Here is a 23,868-nt window from a genome sequence, read left to right as displayed (position 1 = left end):
CCCGAAGACGCTGTCCCCATGAGTGACACACCGGTCAAGCAGCAGAGTACGGCCGCGTTCTACGGGCAGGCCGTCGCCTCCTTCGCCATCGCCATGGCGGCCACGTCCATCGGCATCTACCGGCTGGACACCGACGCCTGGGTCCGGGCCTTCCTGGCCATCGCGGTGCTGTACCTGGTGACCTCCGCGTTCACCCTGGCCAAGGTGATCAGGGACCGTCAGGAGGCCGGGCAGATCGTGAGCCGGGTCGACCAGGCACGGCTGGAGAAGCTCCTGGCCGAACACGATCCCTTCGAGAAGATCTGAGCAGGCACTCTAAGCGACCGCTCACCTTCGGCGGTATGGTGTAGCTCCTGTCACCGAGAGGGGCGAGCGAGCGATGAGTACGGCCGAGGAGACGACCGGCGGCGAGGTCGAGCCGTGGGAAGAGGTCACCCCTGAGGCGGCCCGGCGCCTGCTCGTCGCGGCCGTGGAGGCCTTCGCCGAGCGCGGCTACCACGCGACGACGACCCGCGACATCGCGGGCCGCGCGGGCATGAGCCCGGCCGCGCTCTACATCCACTACAAGACCAAGGAGGAGCTGCTCCACCGGATCAGCCGGATCGGCCACGACAGGGCCCTGGACATCCTCCGTACGGCGTCCCGGCGCGAGGGCAGCGCGACGGAGCGGCTCTCCGACGCCGTGAGCTCCTTCGTCCGCTGGCACGCCGGGCGGCGCACCACCGCCCGAGTGGTGCAGTACGAGCTGGAGGCGCTCGGGCCGGACGCCCGCGCCGAGATCCTCGCGCTGCGCCGCCAGGTCGACGCCGAGGTACGCGGCATCATCGAGGAGGGCGTCGAGTCCGGCGAGTTCGACGTGCTGGACCTCCACGGCACCACCCTCGCGGTGCTGTCGCTGTGCATCGACGTGGCCCGCTGGTTCAACGTGGAGGGCCCCCGGACGCCCGAGGAGGTCGGCGCGCTCTACGCCGACCTCGTCCTGCGGATGGTCGGGGCGAAGTAGGCCCAGGCCCGCCGAGCGCCGAGGGCCGGATCCCGGGCGTCAGACGTAGTACCGGGAGACCGACTCCGCGACACAGACCGGCTTGTCCCCGCCCTCGCGTTCCACGCTGAAGGCGATCGACACCTGGACGCCGCCGGTGACGTCCTCGACGCCGGTGATCTTCGCGGTGGCGCGCAGCCGGGAGCCGACCGGGACGGGCGAGGGGAAGCGGACCTTGTTCGTCCCGTAGTTCACGCCCATCTTCACGCCCTCGACCGAGATCAGCTGCGGTCCGAACAGCGGCAGCAGCGACAGGGTCAGATAGCCGTGCGCGATGGTCGTCCCGAACGGTCCCGCGGCCGCCTTCTCCGGATCGACGTGGATCCACTGGTGGTCGCCGGTGGCCTCCGCGAAGAGATCGATCCGCTTCTGGTCGACTTCCAGCCAGTCGGTGTACCCCAGCTGCTCGCCCACGGCCGCCTTCAGCTCGTCGGGGGAGGTGAAGATCCTCGGTTCTGCCATGTTCCCGGCCTCTCGCGTCGCGGAATCACAATCCCTAAGCAACTGCTTAGCATGGTCGGCGGCGGAACCGATGTCAACGGACGGCGCGGATGATCGGTCGGTAGGCTCTGATAGGTGCCCCAGATCCCCGAGAAGATCCACGAGCTGACCGTCGGCCAGTTGTCCGCGCGCAGCGGCGCCGCCGTCTCCGCCCTGCACTTCTACGAGTCCAAGGGTCTGATCAGCAGCCGGCGCACCCCCGGCAACCAGCGCCGCTACACCCGTGACACCCTGCGCCGCGTCGCCTTCGTCCGGGCCGCGCAGCGGGTCGGCATCCCCCTCGCCACGATCCGCGAGGCCCTCGCCGAGCTCCCCGAGGAACGCACTCCCACCCGTGAGGACTGGGCCCGCCTCTCGGAGGCGTGGCGCTCCGAGCTCGACGAGCGCATCAAGCAGCTGAATCGTCTCCGCGACCACCTCACCGACTGCATCGGCTGCGGCTGCCTGTCCCTGGACACCTGCGTCCTGTCCAACCCCGACGACGCGTTCGGCGAACGCGGACCGGGCTCACGCCTGCTGCTGGAACGCCGCTGAGCCGCATGCGTAGCTGCGGGCAGTCGTGCCTCCCCCAAGCTCTTCGAGCAGGGGGGACCCCCAGGCGGCACGGGTGGGCGCAGCGGCACCCCGCAAGCGCGGGCGAGCGCACCCACCTCCGCCAGCCACAGCGCAGTGCAACTCACTCGTACTCGGTCCCGCCCTTCCGCGTCAGATAGGCCGGACTGACCGCCTTCGCGATCGCCCGGCCCCCGGTCACGGGGCTGTACCGCTCGACGGCGGGCCGTACGACCACGCCCTCCCGCAGGTGCAGCCCACGCCCGGAGACGGTCTCCCGTCCACCGGCGAACTCCAGCACCCGATCGATGTCGTACGGCCCCTCGTACAGCCGTGGCACCAGCGGCAGTTCCCCCTTCAGCAGCTCCGCCGCGTCCAGCCACCGCACGGCACCGTCGATCTCCGCGGACACGTCGAACACCGCGTACCCGAGCGTCTCCCGGCGCCCGTCGGCCCCGTACGTCAGGTCCTGCACCCCCGCCCCGTACACCTCCCCGAAGACGCCGACGCGCCGCGCCCCGAGGCGCTCCGCGAGCCGCGCGGCCGCCTCGGCGACCCCGTGACCCCGGATCGCCCGCCAGTACAGGTTCCGCGGATCCTCCTTCAGGGCAAGGGACTTGGCGCCGAAGCCCTTGGAGGACACGAACACCTGGTCCTCGTCGGCGACATATGTCAGCAGGCACGCCGAACCGTGCAGCTTCTCGGTCAGGACCACATCCTCGCCCGCGGTGAATATCCCGGGATAGCGCTGGATGTTCTCGATGTCGACCCAGGGCAGCAGATCCGCCGCGGACTCGACATCGCCGTTCATGGTCGGCGGGATCGGCGGCACCCACTTGGTGATGCCGAGCGCCTCCGCGAAGTCGGTCCCGTCGGCCGCGGCCCGCGCCAGGTCGACGTCCGCGAGCGCCTTCGGCCGGCACACGATGCCCTGCGACAGCTCCCCGCGCAGCCGCACCGCCTTGACCCGGTCCGCGTTGCCGCCCGCCAGCCGTCCGGTCAGCCCCAGTTCCTCGATCAGCCCGGCCGGGAGCACCGACTGCTCGGGGACGTAGACGGCGGCCTCACCGGTGCGATACGCGCCCTTGGCGACGACCGCTCGGTACAGGCCCACCTGGGCCAGTTCGAGCGCATCGGCGTTGGGATGCTCGTGGACGGTCAGCACTTCGGCGGTGACGCGTAGCGTCGACATGTCGGACTCCTCGGACGTGGTTCCTCAGGCGTGTTTCATCGCCTCCCACTGTCCGGACGGGAAACGCATGGAGCGACCGGTTTATCCGCTGCTAGAGTCGCGCCGCTCGGCCGACGACCGGTACTGGACCAGAGGTCCGTCACCAACTGGGCGTCGGTGCAGCCGGTTCCGGTAGGGGGTGCGGCATCCCCGGCGCACCCCCGGCATGCCTCAGGCCGACACGAGCAGCCTGCCGCGCCTGGCGTAGGCCAGCGCCTCGGGGGTGAGTACGGGCCGGGGTACCAGAATCCCGCAGTCCGCGCAGACCGGACCCGCCGAGGGTTCGTGGTCCAGGTCGTACTTCCAGATGAGGCGCTCCCCGTCGCACACCGGGCAGGACGAGCCCGGTTCGCGTTCCAGGGCGGCGATCAGCCGTCGCAGCACCTCTGCCAGTGGTTCATGGGGGTGGACACGCGGGTCGTCGCACCAGGCGACACCGAAGCCGCCCCAGGTCAGCCGGTGCCAGTCGTCCACGCTGCCCGGTCGGCGCAACCCGCCGTGCTTCTCCTTCTTGCGGCGCTCGGCGAACTCGACCTCATAGGCGAGCCAGACCGCCCGCGCCTCCTCCAGTTCATCCAGCGCGCCCACGAGACGCGCCGGATCGGGGGACCGGTCCTCGGGACCGAACCCGGCCCGCGAGCACAGATGGTCCCAGGTCGCCCTGTGTCCGTAAGGAGCGAACCGCTCCAGGCACTTGCGCAGTGAGTAGCGCCGCAGCGCCAGGTCGCACCGCGGATCTCGCACCTGTCTCGCCAGACTCCGGAAACCGGCCATCGCCCTGCACCTCCGTCACACCTGCACCTGTTCGTCGGTCACTTCGGCGTCGTCGTAGGGACTTCGCTCGACGTCGCCGAATAGACGTATCGACACACGATTCGGCTCCATTCGATTTCCGATGCCGTCCATAAGGTGGCCCGGGTTGACCCGCCGGGGCCAACGCCTCGGGTGACTCCCAAAAGTGACGCATGTTCATCTTCAATCTCGGGGATACCGGCGGTAACGTCCCGCCAACACCCGTTCCCCAGGAGCTGCCATGGCACGGCGCACCCCACGCAACGCGTTGTTCACCAGACTGAGAACTCCCCACAAGCTCACCGGGTTCCTGAAAACGGCATCCGTATGCGTGCTCATCGCGGGTCTGCTCTCCCCGCTGACCCAGGCGACCGCCACCGCGGCCACGGCCTTCAATGACTACTGCGGCGGCCAGTGCTCGGACATCCTGCCGCCCGGCGAGAACGGCAACGCGACCCTCGCCCAGATCCTCCTCAACCAGATCTTCGGCACCCAGCCCGACCATGCCGAGGACCAGCTCGGCCCCTATGCCGACCTGGCCACGGGCTACTCCGGGATCACCGACGCGAAGATCAACACGTTCTTCGACGACGCGTCGTTCGGGGTCGCTTCCGACCAGGTCGCCTCCACCGAGAAGCCGGCGGGCCGCGGCGACGTGACGATCGTCCGCGACAAGAAGACCGGTGTGCCGCACATCACCGGCACCACCAGATACGGCACGGAGTTCGGCGCCGGGTATGCCGCCGCCGAGGACCGGCTGTGGCTGATGGACGTCTTCCGGCACGTCGGGCGCGGCCAGCTGACCACGTTCGCCGGCGGCGCGCCCGCCAACCAGGGACTTGAGCAGGAGTTCTACCGCAACGCCCCCTACACCGAAGCCGACCTGCAGGCCCAGATCGACAACGCTGTCGCGGGCAACGGCGCCCGCGGTCAGCAGGCCCTCGCAGACGCCAACGCCTATCTCGCAGGCATCAACGCCTACATCGACGCCTCCGACAGCGGTCGTTACTTTCCCGGCGAATACGTCCTGACCGGGCACAAGGACTCGATCACCAACGCCGGCACCATAGACCACTTCAAGATCACCGACCTGGTGGCGCTGGGCTCGGTCATCGGCTCGCTCTTCGGCTCCGGCGGGGGCGGTGAGGTCAACAACGCGATCTCTCTCATCGCCGCGCAGTCCAAGTACGGCGTGGCGGAGGGCACCAAGGTCTGGGAGTCCTTCCGCGAGCGCAATGACCCCGAGGCCGTCCTGACCGTCCACAACGGCGAGAGCTTCCCGTATGCGACCAAGCCGGACAGCCCCCAGGGCGAGGCCCTGCCCGACGCGGGTTCGGTGACCCAGGAACCGCTGGTCTACGACCGTACGGGCAGCGCGGGCACGACGAGCGCGACCAGCGCCTCGGCCACGGCGGCGGCCACGACCCTGAGCTCCGCCAAGCGCGGTATGTCCAACGCCCTCGTGGTGAGCGGCAAGTACACCGCGAGCGGCCACCCGGTCGCCGTCTTCGGACCGCAGACCGGCTACTTCGCCCCGCAGCTGCTCATGCTGCAGGAGATCCAGGGCCCGGGCATCAGCGCCCGCGGCGCCTCCTTCGCGGGGCTGAGCATGTACGTCGAACTCGGCCGGGGCCAGGACTACTCCTGGAGCGCGACGACCTCCGGCCAGGACATCATCGACAGCTACGCCGTCGAGCTGTGCCAGGACGACTACCACTACCTGTACCACGGCACCTGCACGGCCATGGACAAGGTCGAGCAGAAGAACGCGTGGAAGCCGACGACCGCCGACGGGACCGCGGCGGGGTCGTACACGATGCGGGTGTGGCGGACGAAATACGGCCCGGTCGAGTACCGCGCCACAGCCGGCGGCAAAAAGGTCGCCTACACCACCCTGCGCTCCTCCTATCTGCACGAGGCCGACTCGATCATCGGCTTCCAGATGCTGAACGACCCCGACTACGTCAAGGGCCCGAAGGACTTCCAGAGCGCGGCCCAGCACATCAACTACACCTTCAACTGGTTCTACGCCGACTCCCAGCACACCGCGTACTACAACAGCGGTGACAACCCGGTGCGGGCGAGCGGTGTCGACGCCGAGTTCCCGGTGTGGGGGCAGGCGGCCTACGAGTGGAAGAACTGGAACCCGGCCACCAACACGGCCGACTACACCCCGGCCTCCGCGCACCCCAACTCTGTCGACCAGGACTACTACGTCTCCTGGAACAACAAGCAGGCCAAGGACTACACGACCGCGCCCTGGGGCAACGGGTCGGTGCACCGCGGCAACCTGCTGGAGGACCGGGTGAAGAAGCTGGTCGCGGCCGGCGGGGTGACGCGGACGTCCTTGGTGAAGGCGATGGCGGACGCGGCGCTGGCGGACCTGCGGGCCGAGGACGTGCTGCCGAAGCTGCTGAAGGTCGTCAACAGCTCGCCGGTGACCGACTCCACGGCCGCTGCGGCGGTGAGCAAGCTGCAGGCGTGGGTTTCGGCGGGCGCCAAGCGCACGGAGACCTCGGCCGGTTCGAAGACCTACGCCAACGCGGACGCGATCCGGATCCTGGACGCGTGGTGGCCACTGCTGGTGAAGGCCGAGTTCGAACCCGGCCTGGGCAGCGACCTGTACACCGCCTTCTCCAGCAACCTGCCGATCGACGAGGCCCCGTCGGCCGGACACGGCCCGACCGGCTCGCACGCCGGCAGCTCCTTCCAGTACGGCTGGTGGAGCTATGTCGACAAGGACATCCGGGCGGTGCTCGGTGAGTCCGTGCAGGGCGGGCTCGCGCAGAAGTACTGCGGCGCGGGGGACTTGAGCTCCTGCCGGGACACCCTGATCAACACGCTCAAGACGGCGGCCGGCCTGACCGCGGCCCAGGTCTACCCCGGCGACGACCAGTGCTCGGCGGGCGACCAGTGGTGCGCCGACTCGATCGTCCAGCGCACCCTGGGCGGCATCAAACACGGCAAGATCAGCTGGCAGAACCGCCCGACCTTCCAGCAGGTCGTGGAGTACACCTCACATCGGTAACACCGCACGGCGGCGGGCCAGGCGACACGGCCCGCCGCGCACCGGTCTCCGACCAGGCACGGCCAGGAACGACCGGTGATGCCCGTCCGGCGCCAGGTCAGGTGATGCGGCCCGCCGCCAGTACCACCCTCGCCAGTTCCGTGTGCACGATGTCGCTGTGTGCGCCGGCCGGTGGGCCGCCGCGCTTGACGACCGCTGCCGCGTCGATGTTCACGCAGCCCGATGAGGGCAGCGGTGCGCGCAGGGCCGTGGTGAGGTCCAGGGCGTGGGTGCCCGGGACCGCCTGTACTCCGTCGTGGCCCATCGCCCCCCACTTGGGGCCCAGGGACCGGCCGAGGTCGAAGCCCGCGAAGGATTCGTCGTCGTCCGCCATCCGTGATGCCAGCGGGTAGATGGTGCCCAGCGCCGAGTCGAAGTGGGAGTAGCAGCACACCAGGGGACCGTCGATCCGGTTCTGCTGGCCCTGCAGCACCCCGCCCGCGCGCGGGTCGTGCGGCAGCCGGGCCGCGAACGCGTAGTGCGAGAAGGCCCCTTGGAGCAACGTCACGGACTTCACCGTGTGCACACCCTCGGGCAGCCCGCGCAGCGCGAACGACACGAGCCGTCCGCCGAAGCTGTGCCCCACCAGATGCACCCGCACATTGGGGGCCGCGGCGGTCAACTGGCCGATCACCCGCCCGAGTCCACGTTCCCCGACGGTGCCGGCCCGCCGCTTCATCGCGTAGTAGGTCGCCTGGCGGAGCAGCTCCCGCGCCCCGTTCCAGGGGTTGGGCAGCGAGAACTCCGCCGTGGCCCCGCCGGAGCGGAGATGCGCCAGCGCCTCGGTGAAGTCATCGCAGAGCGTCGCCGTGTCCCCGGTGAACAGCACGGGCTCGCTCTGCGGCACGCCCTCCGCGAGGGTGTCCGCCGCGAACAGCGGCTGCGGCCCGCCCGGCACCACCTCGACCAGCAGCCGTACCAGCCGTCCGAACTCCTCCAGTTCGGACTGGTCGCCGGGCTGCTGGTCCAGCATCCGGGCGATCTGGTCGACCACCGTCGCCCGGCCGGGAAACGTCTCCAGGAGCGCGTGCCTGGTGTCCTTGTCCAGCGCTGGGCGCGGCGCCGCCTCGGCCTCCGTGGCCACCACGGACTTGGGGAAGTTGGGGATCGGCTCGTCACAGAACCGCATCGACGGCCAGATCACACCTACGTAGCCGAGTTTCGCCTTCGATGCCAGCTTCGGGACGGGCGCGAAGAACTGCCGGTACAGAGCCGTCGCGCCCGACCGGTCGTTGTTCCAGCCGTGCGCGAAGACGATCAGGTCACGGACGGCCCGGCCCGGGACCTCGGCCAGCAGCCGGTCCCGTTCCCGGCCGTCCACGTCTCCGTCCGCGTCGAAGGTCAGCTCCCAGTAGGGAGTCACGCTCATCCCAGGATCCGCCATGCCAGGCTCCCTCGTCCCCCGAAGTGGTGCGATGTGCGCGCATCGTCCCGCCGGGGGGCAAGATTGGCCATACGTCGCGGCTCACCTGTAGAGCAGATATTCTTTTCGAATCCGCCGGAACGCCGCCAGTTCGTCCTGCCAGCCGGCGACCACCTCGTCCGTGCCCGCACCCGCGTCGATCGCGGTGCGCACCCGGGTGGACCCCGTGAGCTTGTCGATCCAGTTGTCGGACCGCCAACCGAAGCCGTTCCAGACCTTCTTGGCACTCACCAGGAGCGCGATCCCGGTACGCACCGGCTCGTACGCGTCCCGGTCGTGCACATGGATCTGCACGCCCCCGATCGTCTTGCCCTGGAACTTGGAGAAGGTGGGCGCGAAGTACGCCTCCCTGAACCGCACGCCCGGCAGCCCGAGTTCGTTCGCCGCGGCCGCCCAGCGCCCGTCGATGCCCTCCGCTCCCAGCAGTTCGAAGGGCCGCGTCGAGCCCCGCCCCTCGGAGAGGTTGGTCCCCTCGAAAAGACACGTCCCCGAGTAGACGAGGGCGGTGTCGGGCGTCGGCATGTTGGGGCTCGGCGGCACCCAGGGCAGCCCGGAGGCATCGTGGAAGTCCGACCGCTTCCAGCCCGTCATCAGTACGGTCTCCAGCGCGACCGGCGCGCTCAGGAACTCCCCGTTGAACAGCCGCGCCAGCTCGGCGACCGTCATCCCGTGCGCCTGTGAGATCGGCTCCCGCCCGACGAAGCTCGCCAACTCCTTGTGCAGCACCGGTCCTTGGGCGGACCGTCCGGTCACCGGGTTCGGCCGGTCGAGCACCACGAACCGCTTGCCCGCGAGCTGCGCCGCCTCCATGCAGTCGTACAGGGTCCAGATGTAGGTGTAGAAGCGCGCCCCGACGTCCTGGATGTCGAAGACGACCGTGTCGACGCCGGAGGCGGTGAAGACGTCCGCCAGCGGCCTGCCGCTCTTGAGGTAGGTGTCGTAGACCGGCAGCCCGGTCGCCGGGTCGTCGTAGCGCCCCTCCGAGCCGCCCGCCTGCGCGGTACCGCGAAAACCGTGCTCGGGGCCGAAGACGGCGGTCAGCCGCACGCCCGGGTCGGCATGCATCACATCCACGATGTGGCGTACGTCCTTGGTGACACCGGTCGGGTTGGTGACGATACCGACGCGCTCTCCCTCCAACAGGGCGTATCCGTCGGCGGCGAGGCGTTCGAAGCCGGTGCGCAGCCGCCCGTGGCGCTCGGCCCCGGCCGGCGTCGGCGCGGGCGGTACGGCCACCGCCGTCGCCGATGCCAGGAGACCTCGTCTTGACAGGCGCATGGTTGACCTCCGTAAGTGGGGGCGGGTACGGGCCGTCAGCGGTCCCTGAAGGTGTTCCAGTCACCCTTCCCCTTACACATACCGACTGGTTAGTCTGGCGCGTCAGAGCCGAGTCGCGTCGCTTCGAAGGAGACCGATGGTGGAAGCCGTGCAGGACGCGGGAGTGGTCGTCACCGGAGCGGGCGGAGGCATCGGGGCCGCGCTGGCCCGCCGGTTCGCCGCCGAGGGCGCCCGGGTCGTCGTCAACGACCTGGACGCGGCCAAGGCCGGGGCCGTCGCCGACGAGATTGGCGCGATCGCGGTCCCCGGCGACGCCTCCGCGATCATCGGAGCGGCCCGTGAGGCACTCGGCGGCACGGTCGACATCTACTGCGCCAACGCGGGCCTCGCCTCCGGCGGCTCCGAGGCGGCCGGGGAGACGGTCTGGGCACAGGCCTGGGACGTCAACGTCATGGCCCATGTACGTGCCGCCCACGAGCTGCTCCCGGCCTGGCTGGAGCGCGGCAGCGGCCGCTTCGTCTCCACCGTCTCCGCCGCCGGCCTGCTCACCATGATCGGCGCCGCCCCCTACAGCGTCACCAAGCACGGCGCCTACTCCTTCGCCGAGTGGCTGTCGCTGACGTACCGCCACCGCGGCCTCAAGGTCCACGCGATCTGCCCGCAGGGCGTCCGCACCGATATGCTCACCGCCTCCGGCAGTGCGGGCGACCTGGTCCTCCAGCCGACCGCGATCGAGCCGGAGGCCGTCGCGGACGCCCTCTTCAAGGGCATCGAGGACGACCGTTTCCTGATCCTGCCGCACCCGGAGGTCGCCGGGTACTACCAGGCGCGGGCCACCGACCCCGACCACTGGCTGACGAACATGAACCACATCCAGCAGAAGTGGGAGGCGACCAGGTGACCGGATCCCGCTATGCGGCCAAGCCCTGGCTGAGCCTTCTCAACGAGGTCCAGCGCGCCCCCGTCGCCCCGGCCGACTCCCTCGTGCACGCGCTGCGCCGCGCGGTCGCCGAGGCCCCGGACCGTGCCTTCCTGGCCTACTTCGACGGCCGTCTCAGCTACCGCGAGGTCGACGAGCTGAGCGACTCGGTTGCCGGCCATCTCGCCGCCCGCGGCCTGGAGCGCGGCGACCGGGTCGCCGTCCTGCTGCAGAACACCCCGCACTTCGTGCTCGCCGTCCTGGGCGCCTGGAAGGCCGGAGCCACCGTCGTCCCGGTCAACCCGATGTACAAGTCGGCGGAGGTCGCCCACGTCCTGCGGGACGGCGAGGTGGCCGCGCTGATCTGCACCGACCGGGCCTGGGAGTCGTATCTGCGCGAGACGGCCGCCGCGTCGCCGGTGCGGATCGTGCTCACCGCCTGCGAGCTGGACTTCCAGACCCGCGACGACGCGCGCGTGCTGACCTTCGAGCGGCTGCCCGCGGCCGCCGACGCCGACGACCTCGTCACCGTCGCCCGGCAGGGCGGCACGGCACCCGAGGGAGGCGACCCCGGCCCCGCCGACATCGCCCTGATCAGCTACACCTCGGGCACCAGCGGTACCCCCAAGGGCGCCACCAACACGCACGGCAACATCATGTTCAGCGCCGAGCGGCAGCGCACCGGCCTGGCCCTGCCCGAGGCGCCGGTCTACTACGCCCTCGCGCCCCTGTTCCACATCACCGGGATGGTCTGCCAGTTCGGCGCCTGCCTCAACAGCGCGGGCACTCTGGTGCTCGCCTACCGCTTCGAGCCCGGCCTGGTCCTGGAGATGTTCGCCGAGCACCGCCCGCACTACACGGTCGGCCCGTCCACCGCCTACATGGCGCTCGCCGCCCACCCGGACAGCACCCCGGAGCACTTCGCCTCCTTCGTGAACCTCTCCTCGGGCGGCGCCCCGGTGCCGCCCGCCCTGGTCGAGAAGTTCCGCGCCGGCTTCGGCCCCTACATCCGCACCGGCTACGGGCTCACCGAGTGCAGCGGGCCCTGCGCCTCCGTGCCGCCGGGCCTGGAGGCGCCCGTGGACCCGGTCTCCGGGACCCTGGCCGTGGGCGTGCCCGGCCCGGACTCGGTCGTCCGCATCCTCGACGACCAGGGCGCCGAGGTCCCCTTCGGCGAACAGGGCGAGATCGTCGTACGCGGCCCCCAGGTCGTGCCCGGCTACTGGCGGCGCCCCGAGGAGACCGCCGAGACCTTCCCGGACGGCGAGCTGCGCACCGGCGACATCGGGTTCATGGACGAACAGGGCTGGGTGTACGTCGTCGACCGCAAGAAGGACATGATCAACGCGTCCGGCTTCAAGGTGTGGCCGCGCGAGGTCGAGGACGTGCTCTACACGCACCCGGCGGTGCGCGAGGCGGCCGTCGTCGGGGTGCCGGACGGATACCGTGGGGAGACTGTCAAGGCCTACATCAGCCTTCGTCCGGGTGCCGAAACCGACCCCGACGCACTTGCCGTCTACTGCAAGGAGAGACTGGCGGCCTACAAATACCCGCGCCAGGTGGAGATACTGCCCGACTTGCCCAAGACCGCGAGTGGGAAGATCCTCCGTCGGGAACTTCGTTCCCGAGCGCACGAGAGCCGGTGAGGCATGAAGGAAAGGCAGGTGGCGGCAGTGCCCAGGACGACGGACGGGGACGGGGCTCCTGTTCCGCAGCGGCTCCTTGCCGCCGCCACCCGGCTCTTCGCCGAGCAGGGATACGACCGCACCTCGGTGCAGGAGATCGTCGAGGCGGCGGGCGTCACCAAGGGGGCGCTGTACCACTACTTCGGGTCCAAGGACGACCTGCTGCACGAGGTGTACGCGCGCGTGCTGCGCGTCCAGCAGGAGCGGCTCGACGCCTTCGCGGGCGCGGACGAGCCGGTGGAGAAGCGGCTGCGGGCCGCCGCGGCGGACGTGGTCGTCACGACGATCGAGAACCTCGACGACGCGATGATCTTCTTCCGCTCGATGCACCATCTGAGCCCCGAGAAGAACAAGCAGGTGCGCGCCGAGCGCCGGCGCTACCACGAACGCTTCCGTGCGCTCATCGAGGAGGGCCAGAAGGAGGGCGTCTTCTCCACGGCGACCCCGGCCGACCTCGTCGTCGACTACCACTTCGGCTCGGTCCACCACCTGTCGACCTGGTACCGCCCGGGCGGCCCCCTGAGCCCCCAGGAGGTCGCCGACCACCTGGCGGACCTCCTGCTGCGCGCGCTGCGGCCGTAAGCCGTTCACCCAGGCCGTTCACTCCTCCGCACGGGCCCAGGCGAGCTGGGCGTCCGTCAGCGGGGGAGTGAAGCCCTCGGGGAGCATCAGCATGAGGGGCTGGGGCCACATGTTCTCCAGCCCGTGGCCGCTGTCCAGCGCGACGAGACGCGGGCCCCCGCCGCATGCCTGGTGCGGGTACGGCAGCTCGTGTGTCCGGCAGGCCGTGGGTCGCTCCACGCGAGGCGAGGGAAAAGCACGCGCACATCCTGCCTCGGCCAGAGGCGGACGACCCTCGCCGAAGGGCCGACAGCAAGGGGCGTCCGCGCGTGGCGGGCGCCCCTCGCACCGTGTCCTACAGGTACTTCTTCAGCTCGCGCCTGGCCAGTGAGCGCTGGTGGACCTCGTCCGGGCCGTCGGCGATCATCAGGGTGCGGGCCGCCGCGTACAGCTCGGCCAGCGGGAAGTCCTGGCTGACGCCGCCCGCGCCGTGCAGCTGGATCGCGCGGTCGATGATGTCGACGACCGCACGCGGCGTGGCGATCTTGATGGCCTGGATCTCCGTGTGGGCGCCCCTGTTGCCGACCGTGTCCATCAGCCAGGCCGTCTTCAGGACGAGCAGCCGCAGCTGTTCGACCGCGACCCGGGCGTCCGCGATCCAGTTGTGGACCACGCCCTGCTGGGCCAGCGCCTTGCCGAAGGCGGTGCGGGACACGGCCCGGCGGCACATCAGCTCGATCGCCCGCTCGGCCATGCCGATCAGCCGCATGCAGTGGTGGATACGGCCCGGACCCAGGCGCGCCTGGGCGATCGCGAAGCCGCTGCCCTCCTCGCCGATCAGGTTGGACACCGGCACGCGCGCGTGATCGAAGAAGACCTCGGCGTGGCCGCCGTGCGAGTGGTCCTCGTAGCCGAAGACCTGCATCGCCCGCTCGATGGTGACACCCGGCGTGTCGGTCGGGACCAGGATCATGGACTGCTGACGGCGGATGTCCGGCCCGTCGGGGTCGGTCTTGCCCATCACGATGAGGATCTTGCAGTCCGGGTTCATCGCCCCGGAGATGTACCACTTGCGCCCGGTGATGACGTACTCGTCGCCGTCCCGCTCGATGAGCGTGGTGATGTTGGTGGCGTCCGAGGAGGCCACCTCCGGCTCGGTCATCGCGAACGCCGAGCGGATCTCACCCGCCAGCAGCGGCTCCAGCCACTGCTTCTTCTGCTGCTCGTCGCCGAACTGCGCGAGCACCTCCATGTTGCCGGTGTCGGGCGCGGCGCAGTTGGTGGCGGTGGGCGCCAGGTGCGGCGAGCGGCCGGTGATCTCGGCCAGCGGGGCGTACTGGAGGTTGGTGAGCCCGGCGCCGTGCTCGTCCGGCAGGAAGAGGTTCCACAGGCCCTGCCTGCGCGCCTCCGCCTTCAGCTCCTCCACCACGGCGGGCGTGTCCCAGGGCGAGGCCAGCCGCGCGCGCTGCTCCTCCGCCACCGCCTCCGCCGGGTAGACGTACTCGTCCATGAAGGCGAGCAGCTTGCCGCGCAGCTCCTCGGTGCGTGCGTCGAACGCGAAGTCCATGCCGGTCAGCCTTCCTGAAGAGTGGTCAGTCCGTGGTGGATGAAGACGGGCACGAGGTCGCCGATGCGGTCGAAGCCGCGCCCGACCGTCTGGCCCAGCGTGTAGCGGTAGTGGATGCCCTCCAGGATCACTGCGAGCTTGAACCAGGCGAAGGCCGTGTACCAGGAGACGGCGGAGACGTCCCGCCCGGAGCGCGTGGCGTAGCGCTCGATCAGCTCGGCCGGAGCGGGGTGCCCGGCGGCCTCGGCGGTGGTGGAGACGGGCGAGTCGGGCATGCTCAGCGGCATGCTGTACATCACCAGCAGGCCCAGGTCGGTGAGCGGGTCACCGAGGGTCGACATCTCCCAGTCGAGGATTGCCTTGATCTTGTCGTCGGACCCGATGAGCACGTTGTCGAGCCGGTAGTCGCCGTGCACCACGGCGGGCGCGGGGGAGTGCGGCAGCTGCCGGCCGAGCGCCGCGTGCAGCTCGTCGATGCCGGCCAGGTCGCGGTTGCGGGAGGCGTCCAGCTGCTTGCCCCAGCGGCGCAGCTGGCGGTCCAGGAAGCCCTCGGGACGGCCGAAGTCCGCCAGGCCCACCTCGGCGGGGTCCACCGCGTGCAGCTCGACCAGGGTGTCGACCAGGGAGAGCACCGCGTTGCGGGTGCGCTCGGGACCCAGCGGCGCGAGCTGGTCGGCGGTGCGGTACGGCGTGCCCTCGACGAACTCCATGACGTAGAAGGGCGCCCCGAGCACCTCCTCGTCCTCGCACAGCAGCACCGGACGCGGCACGGGCACATTCGTCGGGTGCAGCGCGCTGATCACCCGGTGCTCGCGCTTCATGTCGTGCGCGGTGGCCAGGACATGGCCGAGCGGGGGACGCCGTACGACCCACTTCGACGTGCCGTCGGACAGCGCGTAGGTGAGGTTCGACCGTCCGCCCTCGATCAGCCGGCCGGTCAGGGGGCCGTCCACCAGACCGGGCCGTTCACGGTCGAGCAGGCCGCGCAGCCGGTCCAGGTCGAGTCCGGGCGGATGGTCGGGGCTCATACGTCGCTCCTACGAACGGATTTACAAGACGCGACTCATGATGCCGACCGGTCGGTATGCCGTCCAGTGGGGAAGCCAAAAGTGATCGGTGCCACGATAGGCGGACGGCTCCCGGCGCAGGGCGCGTGGGAGCCGCCGACCGTCTGATTCCGGCCTGTCAGTGGTCGTCCCAGTGGCCGTCGTGCTCGGCGTGCCGGTGGCCGTCGTGCAGATAGTCGACGTGGTCGCCGTGGCGCACGCGCCCGTGTCCGCAGCCCGCGCCGTGCTGGTGGTCGTGATCTTCGTGCGTGATGTGCTCGGTGGGCTCGCACTCGTCCCAGTGCGCGTCGTGCTCGCGGTGCAGATGCCCGTCGTGCGCGTAGTCGACGTGGTCGCCGTGCGGAACGGCGGTGTGTCCGCAGCCCGCGCCGTGGACGTGGGTGCCGTGGGCGGTGTGTTCCTGGTGAAGGGTGGTCATGGATGCTCACCTTCGGTGGTACGGGGTGATGGCGTCGGTGGTATGAGGTGATGACGTCGGACAGGCTGCCACGCGAACGGCACATATCGGGGCATCCCGGTTGCGTGGCGCCCGACTACCCCAGAGGGTCGGTGCCATGAAGGGCATCAGTTACAGCCGCTACGGCGGACCCGAGGTGCTGGAGTACGGCGAGGTGCGCGACCCCAAGGTCGGCCCCGACTCGGTGCTGGTGAAGGTGCGCGCGGCGGCCGTCAACCCCGTCGACTGGAAGTGCCGCGAGGGCCACCTGGACGGCGTCCTGGACACCGTCTTCCCGGTGATCCCCGGGTGGGACGTCTCCGGGGTCGTCGTACAGCCCGGCGTCGCCGTCACGGAGTTCACCGTCGGCGACGAGGTCGTCGGCTACGTCCGGGAGGACTTCCTCTCCCGCGGCACCTTCGCCGAGTACGTCGCCGCACCGGTGCGCACCCTCGCCCGCAAGCCGCGCAACGTCTCCTTCGAGGAGGCCGCCGGACTGCCGCTGGCCGGGCTCACCGCCTACCAGTCGCTCGTCAAGGTCCTGGAGGTCAAGCGGGGCGAGACCGTCCTGGTGCATGCGGCCGCGGGCGGGGTCGGCTCGATCGCCGTCCAGATCGCGGCCCACCTCGGCGCCCGGGTCATCGGTACGGCGAGCGAGCACAACCATGACTTCGTGCGCGGCCTGGGCGGCGAACCGGTCGTGTACGGCGGTGGTCTGGCCGAGCGGGTGCGGGGGTTGGCGCCCGAGGGAGTGGACGCGGCGTTCGACACCATCGGCGGCGACACGCTGCGGATCTCGGCCAACCTGCTCGCGCCCGAGGGCCGACTGGTGTCGATCGCCGACCCCGAGGTGCTGAGCTACGGCGGCCGCTACCACTTCGTGCGCCCCGACGCGGCGGACCTGCGCAAACTGTCCGAGCTGGTCGAACAGGGGGCGGTGAGCGTGCATGTGTCCGAGACGCTCCCGCTGGAGCGGGCGGCGGACGCCCACCGCATGAACCAGGAGGGCCGGACCCGCGGCAAGATCGTGGTGACGGTGGACTGGGAGGAGGAGACGGACGCGGAGCCGTGAGGGAGGGGGCGTAGAGGCGTGAGGGAAGCCGGCTAGAAGACGAGCACCGCCGCGCACGCCGCCGTCGCCACGATGCAGAGCACCGCCACCGTGGCCTCCCGAGGCGTCAGGGCCGCGGGACGACCGGAAGCCGCGAGGGCGCGGATACGGCGATGGGCGGCCCACACGAATCCCAGCCAGAGGGCGCCGCACAGGGCGCACACGACGAGCGCGGTGGCCGTCACCCCGCCGTGCACGGCGTTCCTGAGGGCGAGCACGGCGGCGACGGCGTACGACAGCGTCGTACGGCGCCAGGCGAGCCTGGTCCGCTCCGGCTGCAGCCCCGGGTCCCGCTCGGTACTCACCCCTCCCACCCGACGAGCACGACGACGACCATCGCCACCGCCACCACCGCGATGACCAGGCTCAGCAGCGCCGGGAAGCGCGACACCGGCAGATCCTCGCCCCTGCGCATGGCACGCTCGCAGCGCACCCAGTGGTTGACCGCGCGCAGCGAGCACAGCACCCCGGCCCCCAGCAGCGCGAGCGCCAGCCCGACGCGCCAGCCCCAGCGCAGGTCCGGCAGGAACTGGTCCACGGCGAACCCGCCGCCGATCAGCGCGAGCGCGGTCCGCAGCCAGGCCAGGAAGGTGCGCTCGTTGGCCAGGGAGAACCGGTAGTCCGGGGTGCTGCCCTCTTCCCGGACCAGGTCCGGCGCGAACCACAGGCGGACGTTCCGCACGAATTCGATCACGGCCAGGACCCTATCGAGCCGTGTCCCCGGCCGTCCGGTACGCCTTGAGCCGCTCATGGGCCGCCACCCCGTCCGGCACCCACTCCCACTCCCCGAGGCGCCGTTCCACCTCTTCCTCGGTGAGGAAGTCGTGCCAGGCGACCTCCTCCACCTGCGGCCGTACCGGGAGGTCGCAGCGCACCTCGTACACCGCGGACCACCAGGTCCGGCCCGTCTCGTCGGCGTACAGGAACTTGAAGAGGAAAGCCGGGCGGGGGAGGCCGGACACCCCCAGTTCCTCCTCGGCCTCGCGCAGGGCCGCGTCGTCGTAGGACTCGCCCGCGCCGACGACTCCGCCGACGAACATGTCGTACAGCGAGGGGAAGACCAGCTTGGTCGGCGTGCGGCGGTGCACGAAGATCCGGCCCTCACGGTCGCGGGCCTGGATGAAGACGCACCGGTGGCGCAGATTGCGGGCGTACGCCTCACCGCGCGAGTACTGCCCGATGACCTGGTCGTTCTCGTCGACGATGTCGAGGATCTCGTCAGCGGCGCTCATGGGCCCGTCCAAGCTCATGGGCCCATCCAATCAGGGCCCGCGACCCGAGACCCGGCCGGGCCGGGCGGCGGGGGTCAGTGCGGCTGCAGATCCCGGGCCGTGCTCTCCTCCGCCGTGCCGCGCGGCATCGCCGGGTGCAGTCCGAGCAGGACGATGCCCACGACCACGGCCGCGAGGCCCGCCGCCTCCCAGGCCAGCGCCCCGGTGTCGGTGCGCAGCCGGTCGCCGAGGAAGCCCACTCCGCACAGGATCCCGGCAAGCGGCTGGGCGGCGGTCAGGGCGGGCAGCGACATGCGCAGCGGTGCCGTCTCGAACGCGCTCTGCACCAGGATCAGCCCGGTGACACCGAGCACGAGCACGCCGTACGGCTGCCAGCCGGTGAGCACGTCGGCGAGGCCGCCCGCGGAGAAGCGCTGCCCGCTCACCCGGGTCAGCGCGTCCTGCACGCCGTACAGCAGGCCGGCCGCGAGGGCCAGCAGCACCGGGGCCCAGGTCAGCCGGGACCGCTTGGCGTAGGTGGTCAGGACGAGTGCCGAGCCCAGCGTGATGCCGATGATCAGCCAGTGGCGGAACGGGCTGTCCTCGGCGGTGCCGCTGCGCGGCTGCCCCGCGACGATGAACATCGTCACGCCGCCGGCGAGCAGCGCGAGGCCCGTCGCGCCCTGGTGGCTCAGCTTGTGCTTGGTCTGGTGCCGGGACAGGGCGAAGGCGAACAGGAGGTTGGTCGCCAGCAGCGGCTCCACCAGTGAGATCTCACCCTTGCCGAGGGCGACCGCGCCCAGGATCATGCCGGCCACCATCAGCCCGATGCCGCCCAGCCAGCGCGGCACCTTCATCAGGTCGAGCAGCAGACGGGGAGAGAGGAAGTCGCTGAGCGGTGCCTGCTGGGCGGCGTTCTGCTGGAGCACGAACCCGAAGCCCAGGCAACAGGCCGCGCTCACGGCGAGAATCAGAACCAGAACCGACACGCTGCGTACCTCGATCATCCGGCCGGGCCACGGTGTGCGTCAGTGGCCGACTGTAGCGCTCCCGGGACGCCGTTGCCCCTGGGAGTGCCCGGAACCGGGCGGTTGAATCGGTCACGATGCCCAGTCGATCAAGGCGGGATCACCTGCGGCGGCGGGACCGTACGGCCATGGTCCGATGCCCGGAGGGGCGACGCTATGGCGTACGCCACACGGGTGACCTGAGGCGCAGCGTTCACAGGCGGCCGTGACCGCCTCAAGTCCCGCTTCAGCAAAGGTAGTTGAAGGCAGTAATAGCCCGGTTCGGCTTGACGCAAAGTGTTGGCTGAGGGTTTGCTGTGCGTGATCGGTCGATGGCAGTCCGAGAACCAGGAAGTCCTGCGGTGCCCCCACTCCCACACCCGCCTCTGCTCGGTCCCGGCCGCGAACACGCGGCCCAGGCCTTCGACGGCGCCCTCGGCGACGCCGAACTGCTCGCCGCGCGCACCGCCCTGGCCCAGGGCCGTCGGCAGGCGGCCCGCTCGTTGCTGCTGCACACGGGCGACGACTGGGACCGCCGCGGACACCGGATCACCGTCCTCGCCCGGGAGCCCTACGCCGCCGCCTGGGCCCGCGACTGGCTGCTCGCCGAGCCCGGCTCCGCCGACGCCTCCGTACTGCTCGCCCTGAGCCTGGTGCGGCGCGCCCGGTGCCGCAAGGAGGACCCCGCCGCGGCCCGCGAGGCCTGCCGTGCCGCGGCCGCGCTCGCACCCGCCGACCCGACCCCATGGCTCGGCCTGCTCCGGCTGGAGGGCGCCGGGAAGGAGGCGGACCGGATCTTCGCCGAGGTGTGCCGCCGCCACCCCGACCACCACCACGCCCATCATCTGATGGCCGCCCGCCTCGCCGAGCGGAAAACGGAGGACGGCCCGGACCCACGGCACGAGGTGTACGAGTTCGCCGACCGCGCGGCCGAGCGGGCCCCCGCCGACTGCCCGCTCGCCGTCCTGCCGGTCGTCGCGCACACCGAGCGCTACCGGGCGCTGGCCGCGGCCGGACGGGCGCCCGCCGACCCGGCCGCCTCGGCGCACTGGTCGGGGCCACGGGCCCGGCGCGCGCTGCGGGCCGCCTTCCAGTGGTGGCTGGAGTGGGAGCACGACGACCACCCGCGCCGCCATGTCGACCTGAATTTCCTCGCCCACGCCACGTCCTGCGCGGGCCGGTGCGCCGAGGCCGCCGCGCTGTTCCGGCGCATCGGCCAGAACGCCACGCCCGCGCCCTGGTCGTATCCGGACCGGGACCCGTGCGCCGCGTTCCGCGCGGCGCGGGCGCGTGTGCTCGGCCCGGTCCAGGACGCCATCCCCCGGCAGGGCGCCTTCCGGGACATACACCTGGATTTCTGAGACGCGCGTGCGTCAGAGACCCGCGTAAGAAGTGATTCGTAAGAAGTGATTACGGAAGTCTGACCTGTGCCCGCGTTCCCTGGTCCCGCCGGGGTCCGCAGTGCTCGAATGAATACGTGAACACCGAACAACCCGAGGAGCGGCCGCGGCGACCGGAGCGGCGGGCGTCCGAAGAGGGCCGGCCGATAGGCCGCCGTGTGCTGCTCGGCACCATCGGCCTGGGCGCACTCGGCGTCGTCACCGCCCCCACCCTGCAGCGCGGCATGGAGGCATTTCTCGGCACCGTGTCCGGCAAGGACCCGACGGGTCTGACGGGCCTGCTGCCGAACGGCGGCGGGTTCCGCTACTACTCCGTCGCCGCGTCCGTGCCGCACAAGGACCCCGGGAACTACCGGCTCACGGTCGACGGACTCGTGGACCGTCCCCGCGCCTACACCCTCGCCGACCTGCGCGCCCTGCCCCAGACCCGGCTGGTCAAGGACGTCCAGTGCGTCACCGGCTGGCGGGTCCCGGGCACCCCCTTCGAGGGTGTACGGCTCTCGGACCTGCTGGACGCGGCGGGCGTGCGCGGCAGCGCCAGGGCGATCCGCTTCACCTGCTTCGACGGCGTCTACAGCGAGAGCCTCACCCTGGAGCAGGCCCGCCGCGCCGATGTCCTGGTCGCCCTGCGCATGCAGGACAAGGACATCGGCCACGACCACGGCGGACCCGTCCGCCTCTACGTGGCCCCCATGTACTTCTACAAGTCCGCCAAGTGGCTTTCCGGCATCACCGTCACGGACCATGTCCAGACGGGCTACTGGGAGAGACTCGGCTACGACGTCGACGCCTGGGTGGGCCGCTCGAACGGACGGACCGATGAGCCTACGAGCTGAGACCCCGGCCCCGCCGGACTCCCGCGTCCGCCGCTTCACTCCGGCCGAGCGCTGGATCCACCGCACCACGGCCGCCCTGATGGGCATCGTCGTACTGACCGCGGCCTGCCTCTACATCCCGCAGCTCGCCATCCTGGTCGGCCGCCGCGAACTGGTCGTCCGCATCCACGAGTGCGCGGGCCTGGCCCTGCCCGTACCGGTCCTGCTCGGCCTGGCCTCCCGTGCCTTCCGCACCGACCTGGGCTTCCTCAACCGGTTCGGCCCGCACGACCGGCTCTGGCTGCGGGCGGCCCTGGTCCGCGACAAACGGCCCTCCTCCCGCCCGGCAGGCAAGTTCAACGCCGGGCAGAAGGTCTACGCCGCGTGGATCGCCGGCGCCACGGTGGTGATGCTCGCCACGGGCGTGATGATGTGGTTCACCCATCTCACCCCGCTGATCTGGCGCACCTCGGCGACCTTCGTCCACGACTGGCTGGCCCTCACCATCGGCGTCGTCCTCGCGGGCCACATCGGCATGGCCCTGACCGATCCGGAGGCCCGCCGAGGTCTGCGCACCGGCAAGGTGAGCCGGGAGTGGGCGAAACGGGAGCATCCGCTGTGGCGACCCTGAAGGCGGTCGTTGCCGTACCGCAGTGCTGTCCATGAGACAGGCCACGATCACCCGCCCCACCCCGCCCGGCCTCCGGCCCAGCGCCGCGGGCGGCGGTCGATGACCCGACCGCCGCCCGTGGCATTGCGTACCGCCGCTAGATCACCAGGGACAGCAGGAGGACCAGGCCGCCCGCGACCACCGAGATGATGCACTCCATGACCGACCAGGTCTTCAGGTTCTGGCCGACGCTGAGGCCGAAGTACTCCTTCACCAGCCAGAATCCGGCGTCGTTGACATGGCTGAGGAAGAGCGATCCGGCGCCGATGGCCAGGACCAGCAGGGCCGCGTGGGTCGTCGACATGTCGGCGGCCAGCGGGGCCACCAGGCCCGCCGCCGAGACGGTCGCCACCGTGGCCGAACCCGTCGCCAGCCGGATCGCCACCGCGATCAGCCAGGCCAGCAGCAGGGCCGGTATCGACCAGTCCCTGGAGATGTCCAGGATCATCTGACCGACACCGCTGTCGATCAGCGTCTGCTTGAAGCCGCCGCCCGCGCCGACGATGAGCAGGATGCCCGCGATGGGAGCGAGACCCTTCTCGACCGTCCGCGAGATCCGGTCCTTGCTGAAGCCGGCCGGCCTGCCCAACGTGAACATGCCGACGATCACCGCCGTGAGCAGGGCGATCAGCGGAGAGCCGATGACGTCGAAGACGCGCTGCACCAGGTGCGCCGGATCGTCGACGACGATGTCCACCAGTGCCTTGGCCAGCATCAGGACGACCGGCAGCAAGATCGTGCCGAGGGTGACGCCGAAGCCGGGGCGCTTCTCCAGTTCCTCGGAGGGGCGCTGCGGGATCATGCGCTCCGGAGCCGGCACGTCCACCCAGCGGGCAGCGACCTTGGAGAACAGCGGACCGGCGATGATCACCGTGGGTATCGCGACCAGGACGCCGAGCGCGAGCGTGACACCCAGGTTGGCCTTGACCGCGTCGATCGCGACCAGCGGCCCGGGGTGCGGCGGCACCAGACCGTGCATCACGGACAGGCCCGCGAGCGCCGGGACGCCGATGCGCATAAGGGAGTAGTTGCCGCGCTTGGCGACCATCAGGACCACCGGGATCAGCAGCACGATGCCGACCTCGAAGAACAGCGGCAGACCGACCACTGAGGCGATCAGCACCATCGCCCACGGCATCGCCCGGCCGCCCGCCCTGGCGAGGATCGTGTCGACGATCTGGTCCGCGCCGCCCGAGTCGGCGAGCAGTTTGCCGAGGATCGCGCCCAGCGCGATGAGCACACCGACGCCGGCGACCGTGGTGCCGAGCCCGGTGGTGAAACTGACGATCGCCTTGTCGAGCGGCGCCCCGGCGAACGCGCCCAGCGCGAGCGACCCGATGGTCAGCGCCAGGAAGGCATGGAGCTTGAACTTGGTGATGAGCAGGACGATGACGGCGATACCGGCCAGCACGGCGATGCCCAGCTGGGCATGGCCGGCCGAGGTGATCGGCTCGACGGTGTCCGCTGCCAGCATCTCGACGCTGAGTCTGGTCACGGGGTTCCCTTGCGGATACGGGGGACTGGGGAAGGGTG

25 protein-coding genes are annotated in these 23,868 nt (G+C 70.7%); 11 read left to right on the top strand and 14 right to left on the bottom strand.

Going from position 1 to position 23,868, the window contains the following annotated elements; all coding sequences use genetic code 11:
* Nucleotides 1-18: 18 nt before the first annotated feature.
* Together N8I87_RS08515 and N8I87_RS08510 are read left to right on the top strand one after the other, a co-directional pair.
* Entirely contained in the window at nucleotides 19-306 is a 288-nt protein-coding gene (locus tag N8I87_RS08515; protein ID WP_263206983.1) for a YiaA/YiaB family inner membrane protein, read from the top strand.
* A gap of 73 nt (nucleotides 307-379) precedes the next feature.
* Nucleotides 380-1,003: a TetR/AcrR family transcriptional regulator gene (locus N8I87_RS08510; RefSeq protein WP_263206982.1), complete on the top strand. Its 624-nt coding sequence runs from the start codon at nucleotides 380-382 to the stop codon at nucleotides 1,001-1,003.
* 39 nt (nucleotides 1,004-1,042) lie between these two features.
* Here N8I87_RS08510 and N8I87_RS08505 read toward each other — a convergent pair whose 3' ends face one another.
* Nucleotides 1,043-1,504, bottom strand: a complete 462-nt coding sequence (locus tag N8I87_RS08505) for a MaoC family dehydratase (RefSeq protein ID WP_263206980.1) — start codon at nucleotides 1,502-1,504, stop codon at nucleotides 1,043-1,045.
* Nucleotides 1,505-1,618: 114 nt separating this feature from the next.
* Here N8I87_RS08505 and soxR point away from each other — a divergent pair, with 114 nt between their 5' ends.
* Complete coding sequence (soxR, locus tag N8I87_RS08500; protein WP_263206979.1) at nucleotides 1,619-2,077, top strand: redox-sensitive transcriptional activator SoxR; 459 nt, start codon at nucleotides 1,619-1,621, stop codon at nucleotides 2,075-2,077.
* Between the two features lie 142 nt (nucleotides 2,078-2,219).
* Here the strand turns inward: soxR and N8I87_RS08495 are convergent, their stop codons facing one another.
* Nucleotides 2,220-3,287, bottom strand: coding sequence for an RNA ligase (ATP) (locus N8I87_RS08495; protein WP_263206977.1), 1,068 nt, complete (start codon nucleotides 3,285-3,287; stop codon nucleotides 2,220-2,222).
* A gap of 210 nt (nucleotides 3,288-3,497) precedes the next feature.
* Nucleotides 3,498-4,100 (bottom strand): hypothetical protein, encoded by a 603-nt coding sequence (locus N8I87_RS08490; protein ID WP_263206976.1) that lies wholly within the window; start codon nucleotides 4,098-4,100, stop codon nucleotides 3,498-3,500.
* A gap of 259 nt (nucleotides 4,101-4,359) precedes the next feature.
* Here N8I87_RS08490 and N8I87_RS08485 point away from each other — a divergent pair, with 259 nt between their 5' ends.
* Nucleotides 4,360-7,146, top strand: a complete 2,787-nt coding sequence (locus N8I87_RS08485; RefSeq protein WP_263206975.1) for a penicillin acylase family protein — start codon at nucleotides 4,360-4,362, stop codon at nucleotides 7,144-7,146.
* Between the two features lie 97 nt (nucleotides 7,147-7,243).
* Here the strand turns inward: N8I87_RS08485 and N8I87_RS08480 are convergent, their stop codons facing one another.
* Entirely contained in the window at nucleotides 7,244-8,569 is a 1,326-nt protein-coding gene (locus N8I87_RS08480) for a serine-threonine protein kinase (RefSeq protein ID WP_263206973.1), read from the bottom strand.
* Nucleotides 8,570-8,650: 81 nt separating this feature from the next.
* Nucleotides 8,651-9,886 carry an exo-beta-N-acetylmuramidase NamZ family protein gene (locus tag N8I87_RS08475; protein ID WP_263206971.1) on the bottom strand — a complete coding sequence of 412 codons (1,236 nt, stop codon included), beginning with the start codon at nucleotides 9,884-9,886 and terminating at the stop codon, nucleotides 8,651-8,653.
* A gap of 136 nt (nucleotides 9,887-10,022) precedes the next feature.
* Between N8I87_RS08475 and N8I87_RS08470 the strand changes: the two genes are divergently transcribed.
* From N8I87_RS08470 to N8I87_RS08460, 3 genes are read left to right on the top strand one after another with little or no spacing between them, the layout of a single operon-like run.
* Entirely contained in the window at nucleotides 10,023-10,787 is a 765-nt protein-coding gene (locus N8I87_RS08470) for an SDR family oxidoreductase (RefSeq protein WP_263206969.1), read from the top strand.
* A complete protein-coding gene (locus N8I87_RS08465; RefSeq protein ID WP_263206967.1) occupies nucleotides 10,784-12,451 on the top strand; it encodes a class I adenylate-forming enzyme family protein in 1,668 nt (555 codons plus the stop codon). The genes N8I87_RS08470 and N8I87_RS08465 overlap by 4 nt, the downstream gene beginning before the upstream one ends.
* A gap of 27 nt (nucleotides 12,452-12,478) precedes the next feature.
* Nucleotides 12,479-13,072, top strand: a complete 594-nt coding sequence (locus N8I87_RS08460) for a TetR/AcrR family transcriptional regulator (RefSeq protein WP_263216355.1) — start codon at nucleotides 12,479-12,481, stop codon at nucleotides 13,070-13,072.
* 18 nt (nucleotides 13,073-13,090) lie between these two features.
* On the opposite strand, the gene N8I87_RS08455 is transcribed toward N8I87_RS08460, so the two are convergent.
* From N8I87_RS08455 to N8I87_RS08440, 4 genes are all read right to left on the bottom strand, one after another.
* Complete coding sequence (locus N8I87_RS08455) at nucleotides 13,091-13,291, bottom strand: hypothetical protein (RefSeq protein ID WP_263206966.1); 201 nt, start codon at nucleotides 13,289-13,291, stop codon at nucleotides 13,091-13,093.
* Between the two features lie 115 nt (nucleotides 13,292-13,406).
* On the bottom strand, nucleotides 13,407-14,618 hold the full coding sequence (locus N8I87_RS08450) for an acyl-CoA dehydrogenase family protein (RefSeq protein ID WP_263206964.1): 1,212 nt from the start codon (nucleotides 14,616-14,618) through the stop codon (nucleotides 13,407-13,409).
* A gap of 5 nt (nucleotides 14,619-14,623) precedes the next feature.
* Entirely contained in the window at nucleotides 14,624-15,646 is a 1,023-nt protein-coding gene (locus tag N8I87_RS08445; protein WP_263206962.1) for a phosphotransferase family protein, read from the bottom strand.
* 157 nt (nucleotides 15,647-15,803) lie between these two features.
* Entirely contained in the window at nucleotides 15,804-16,103 is a 300-nt protein-coding gene (locus N8I87_RS08440) for a hypothetical protein (RefSeq protein ID WP_263206960.1), read from the bottom strand.
* A 136-nt stretch (nucleotides 16,104-16,239) separates the two neighbouring features.
* Here N8I87_RS08440 and N8I87_RS08435 point away from each other — a divergent pair, with 136 nt between their 5' ends.
* Entirely contained in the window at nucleotides 16,240-17,193 is a 954-nt protein-coding gene (locus N8I87_RS08435; protein WP_263206958.1) for an NADP-dependent oxidoreductase, read from the top strand.
* Nucleotides 17,194-17,225: 32 nt separating this feature from the next.
* On the opposite strand, the gene N8I87_RS08430 is transcribed toward N8I87_RS08435, so the two are convergent.
* The 4 genes from N8I87_RS08430 to N8I87_RS08415 all read right to left on the bottom strand — a co-directional run bounded on the left by N8I87_RS08430 (nucleotide 17,226) and on the right by N8I87_RS08415 (nucleotide 19,432).
* Nucleotides 17,226-17,537, bottom strand: a complete 312-nt coding sequence (locus N8I87_RS08430; protein WP_263206956.1) for a DUF202 domain-containing protein — start codon at nucleotides 17,535-17,537, stop codon at nucleotides 17,226-17,228.
* Complete coding sequence (locus N8I87_RS08425; protein WP_263206954.1) at nucleotides 17,534-17,926, bottom strand: YidH family protein; 393 nt, start codon at nucleotides 17,924-17,926, stop codon at nucleotides 17,534-17,536. The genes N8I87_RS08430 and N8I87_RS08425 overlap by 4 nt, the downstream gene beginning before the upstream one ends.
* Before the next feature lie 10 nt (nucleotides 17,927-17,936).
* Nucleotides 17,937-18,464: an NUDIX hydrolase gene (locus tag N8I87_RS08420; protein WP_263206953.1), complete on the bottom strand. Its 528-nt coding sequence runs from the start codon at nucleotides 18,462-18,464 to the stop codon at nucleotides 17,937-17,939.
* Between the two features lie 74 nt (nucleotides 18,465-18,538).
* Nucleotides 18,539-19,432 (bottom strand): DMT family transporter, encoded by an 894-nt coding sequence (locus tag N8I87_RS08415; protein WP_263206952.1) that lies wholly within the window; start codon nucleotides 19,430-19,432, stop codon nucleotides 18,539-18,541.
* Between the two features lie 350 nt (nucleotides 19,433-19,782).
* Between N8I87_RS08415 and N8I87_RS08410 the strand changes: the two genes are divergently transcribed.
* From N8I87_RS08410 to N8I87_RS08400, 3 genes are all read left to right on the top strand, one after another.
* Entirely contained in the window at nucleotides 19,783-20,811 is a 1,029-nt protein-coding gene (locus N8I87_RS08410) for a hypothetical protein (RefSeq protein ID WP_411577206.1), read from the top strand.
* 116 nt (nucleotides 20,812-20,927) lie between these two features.
* On the top strand, nucleotides 20,928-21,686 hold the full coding sequence (locus N8I87_RS08405; protein ID WP_263206948.1) for a molybdopterin-dependent oxidoreductase: 759 nt from the start codon (nucleotides 20,928-20,930) through the stop codon (nucleotides 21,684-21,686).
* A complete protein-coding gene (locus tag N8I87_RS08400; protein ID WP_263206946.1) occupies nucleotides 21,670-22,296 on the top strand; it encodes a cytochrome b/b6 domain-containing protein in 627 nt (208 codons plus the stop codon). Before N8I87_RS08405 ends, N8I87_RS08400 begins: the two co-directional genes overlap by 17 nt.
* Before the next feature lie 136 nt (nucleotides 22,297-22,432).
* Here the strand turns inward: N8I87_RS08400 and N8I87_RS08395 are convergent, their stop codons facing one another.
* Nucleotides 22,433-23,830 carry a GntT/GntP/DsdX family permease gene (locus N8I87_RS08395; RefSeq protein ID WP_263206944.1) on the bottom strand — a complete coding sequence of 466 codons (1,398 nt, stop codon included), beginning with the start codon at nucleotides 23,828-23,830 and terminating at the stop codon, nucleotides 22,433-22,435.
* Nucleotides 23,831-23,868: the final 38 nt, after the last annotated feature.

It is taken from the genome of Streptomyces sp. HUAS 15-9, assembly GCF_025642155.1.
In the GTDB taxonomy this organism is placed as follows: domain Bacteria; phylum Actinomycetota; class Actinomycetes; order Streptomycetales; family Streptomycetaceae; genus Streptomyces.
This window is presented reverse-complemented; position numbering and strand designations above follow the sequence as displayed.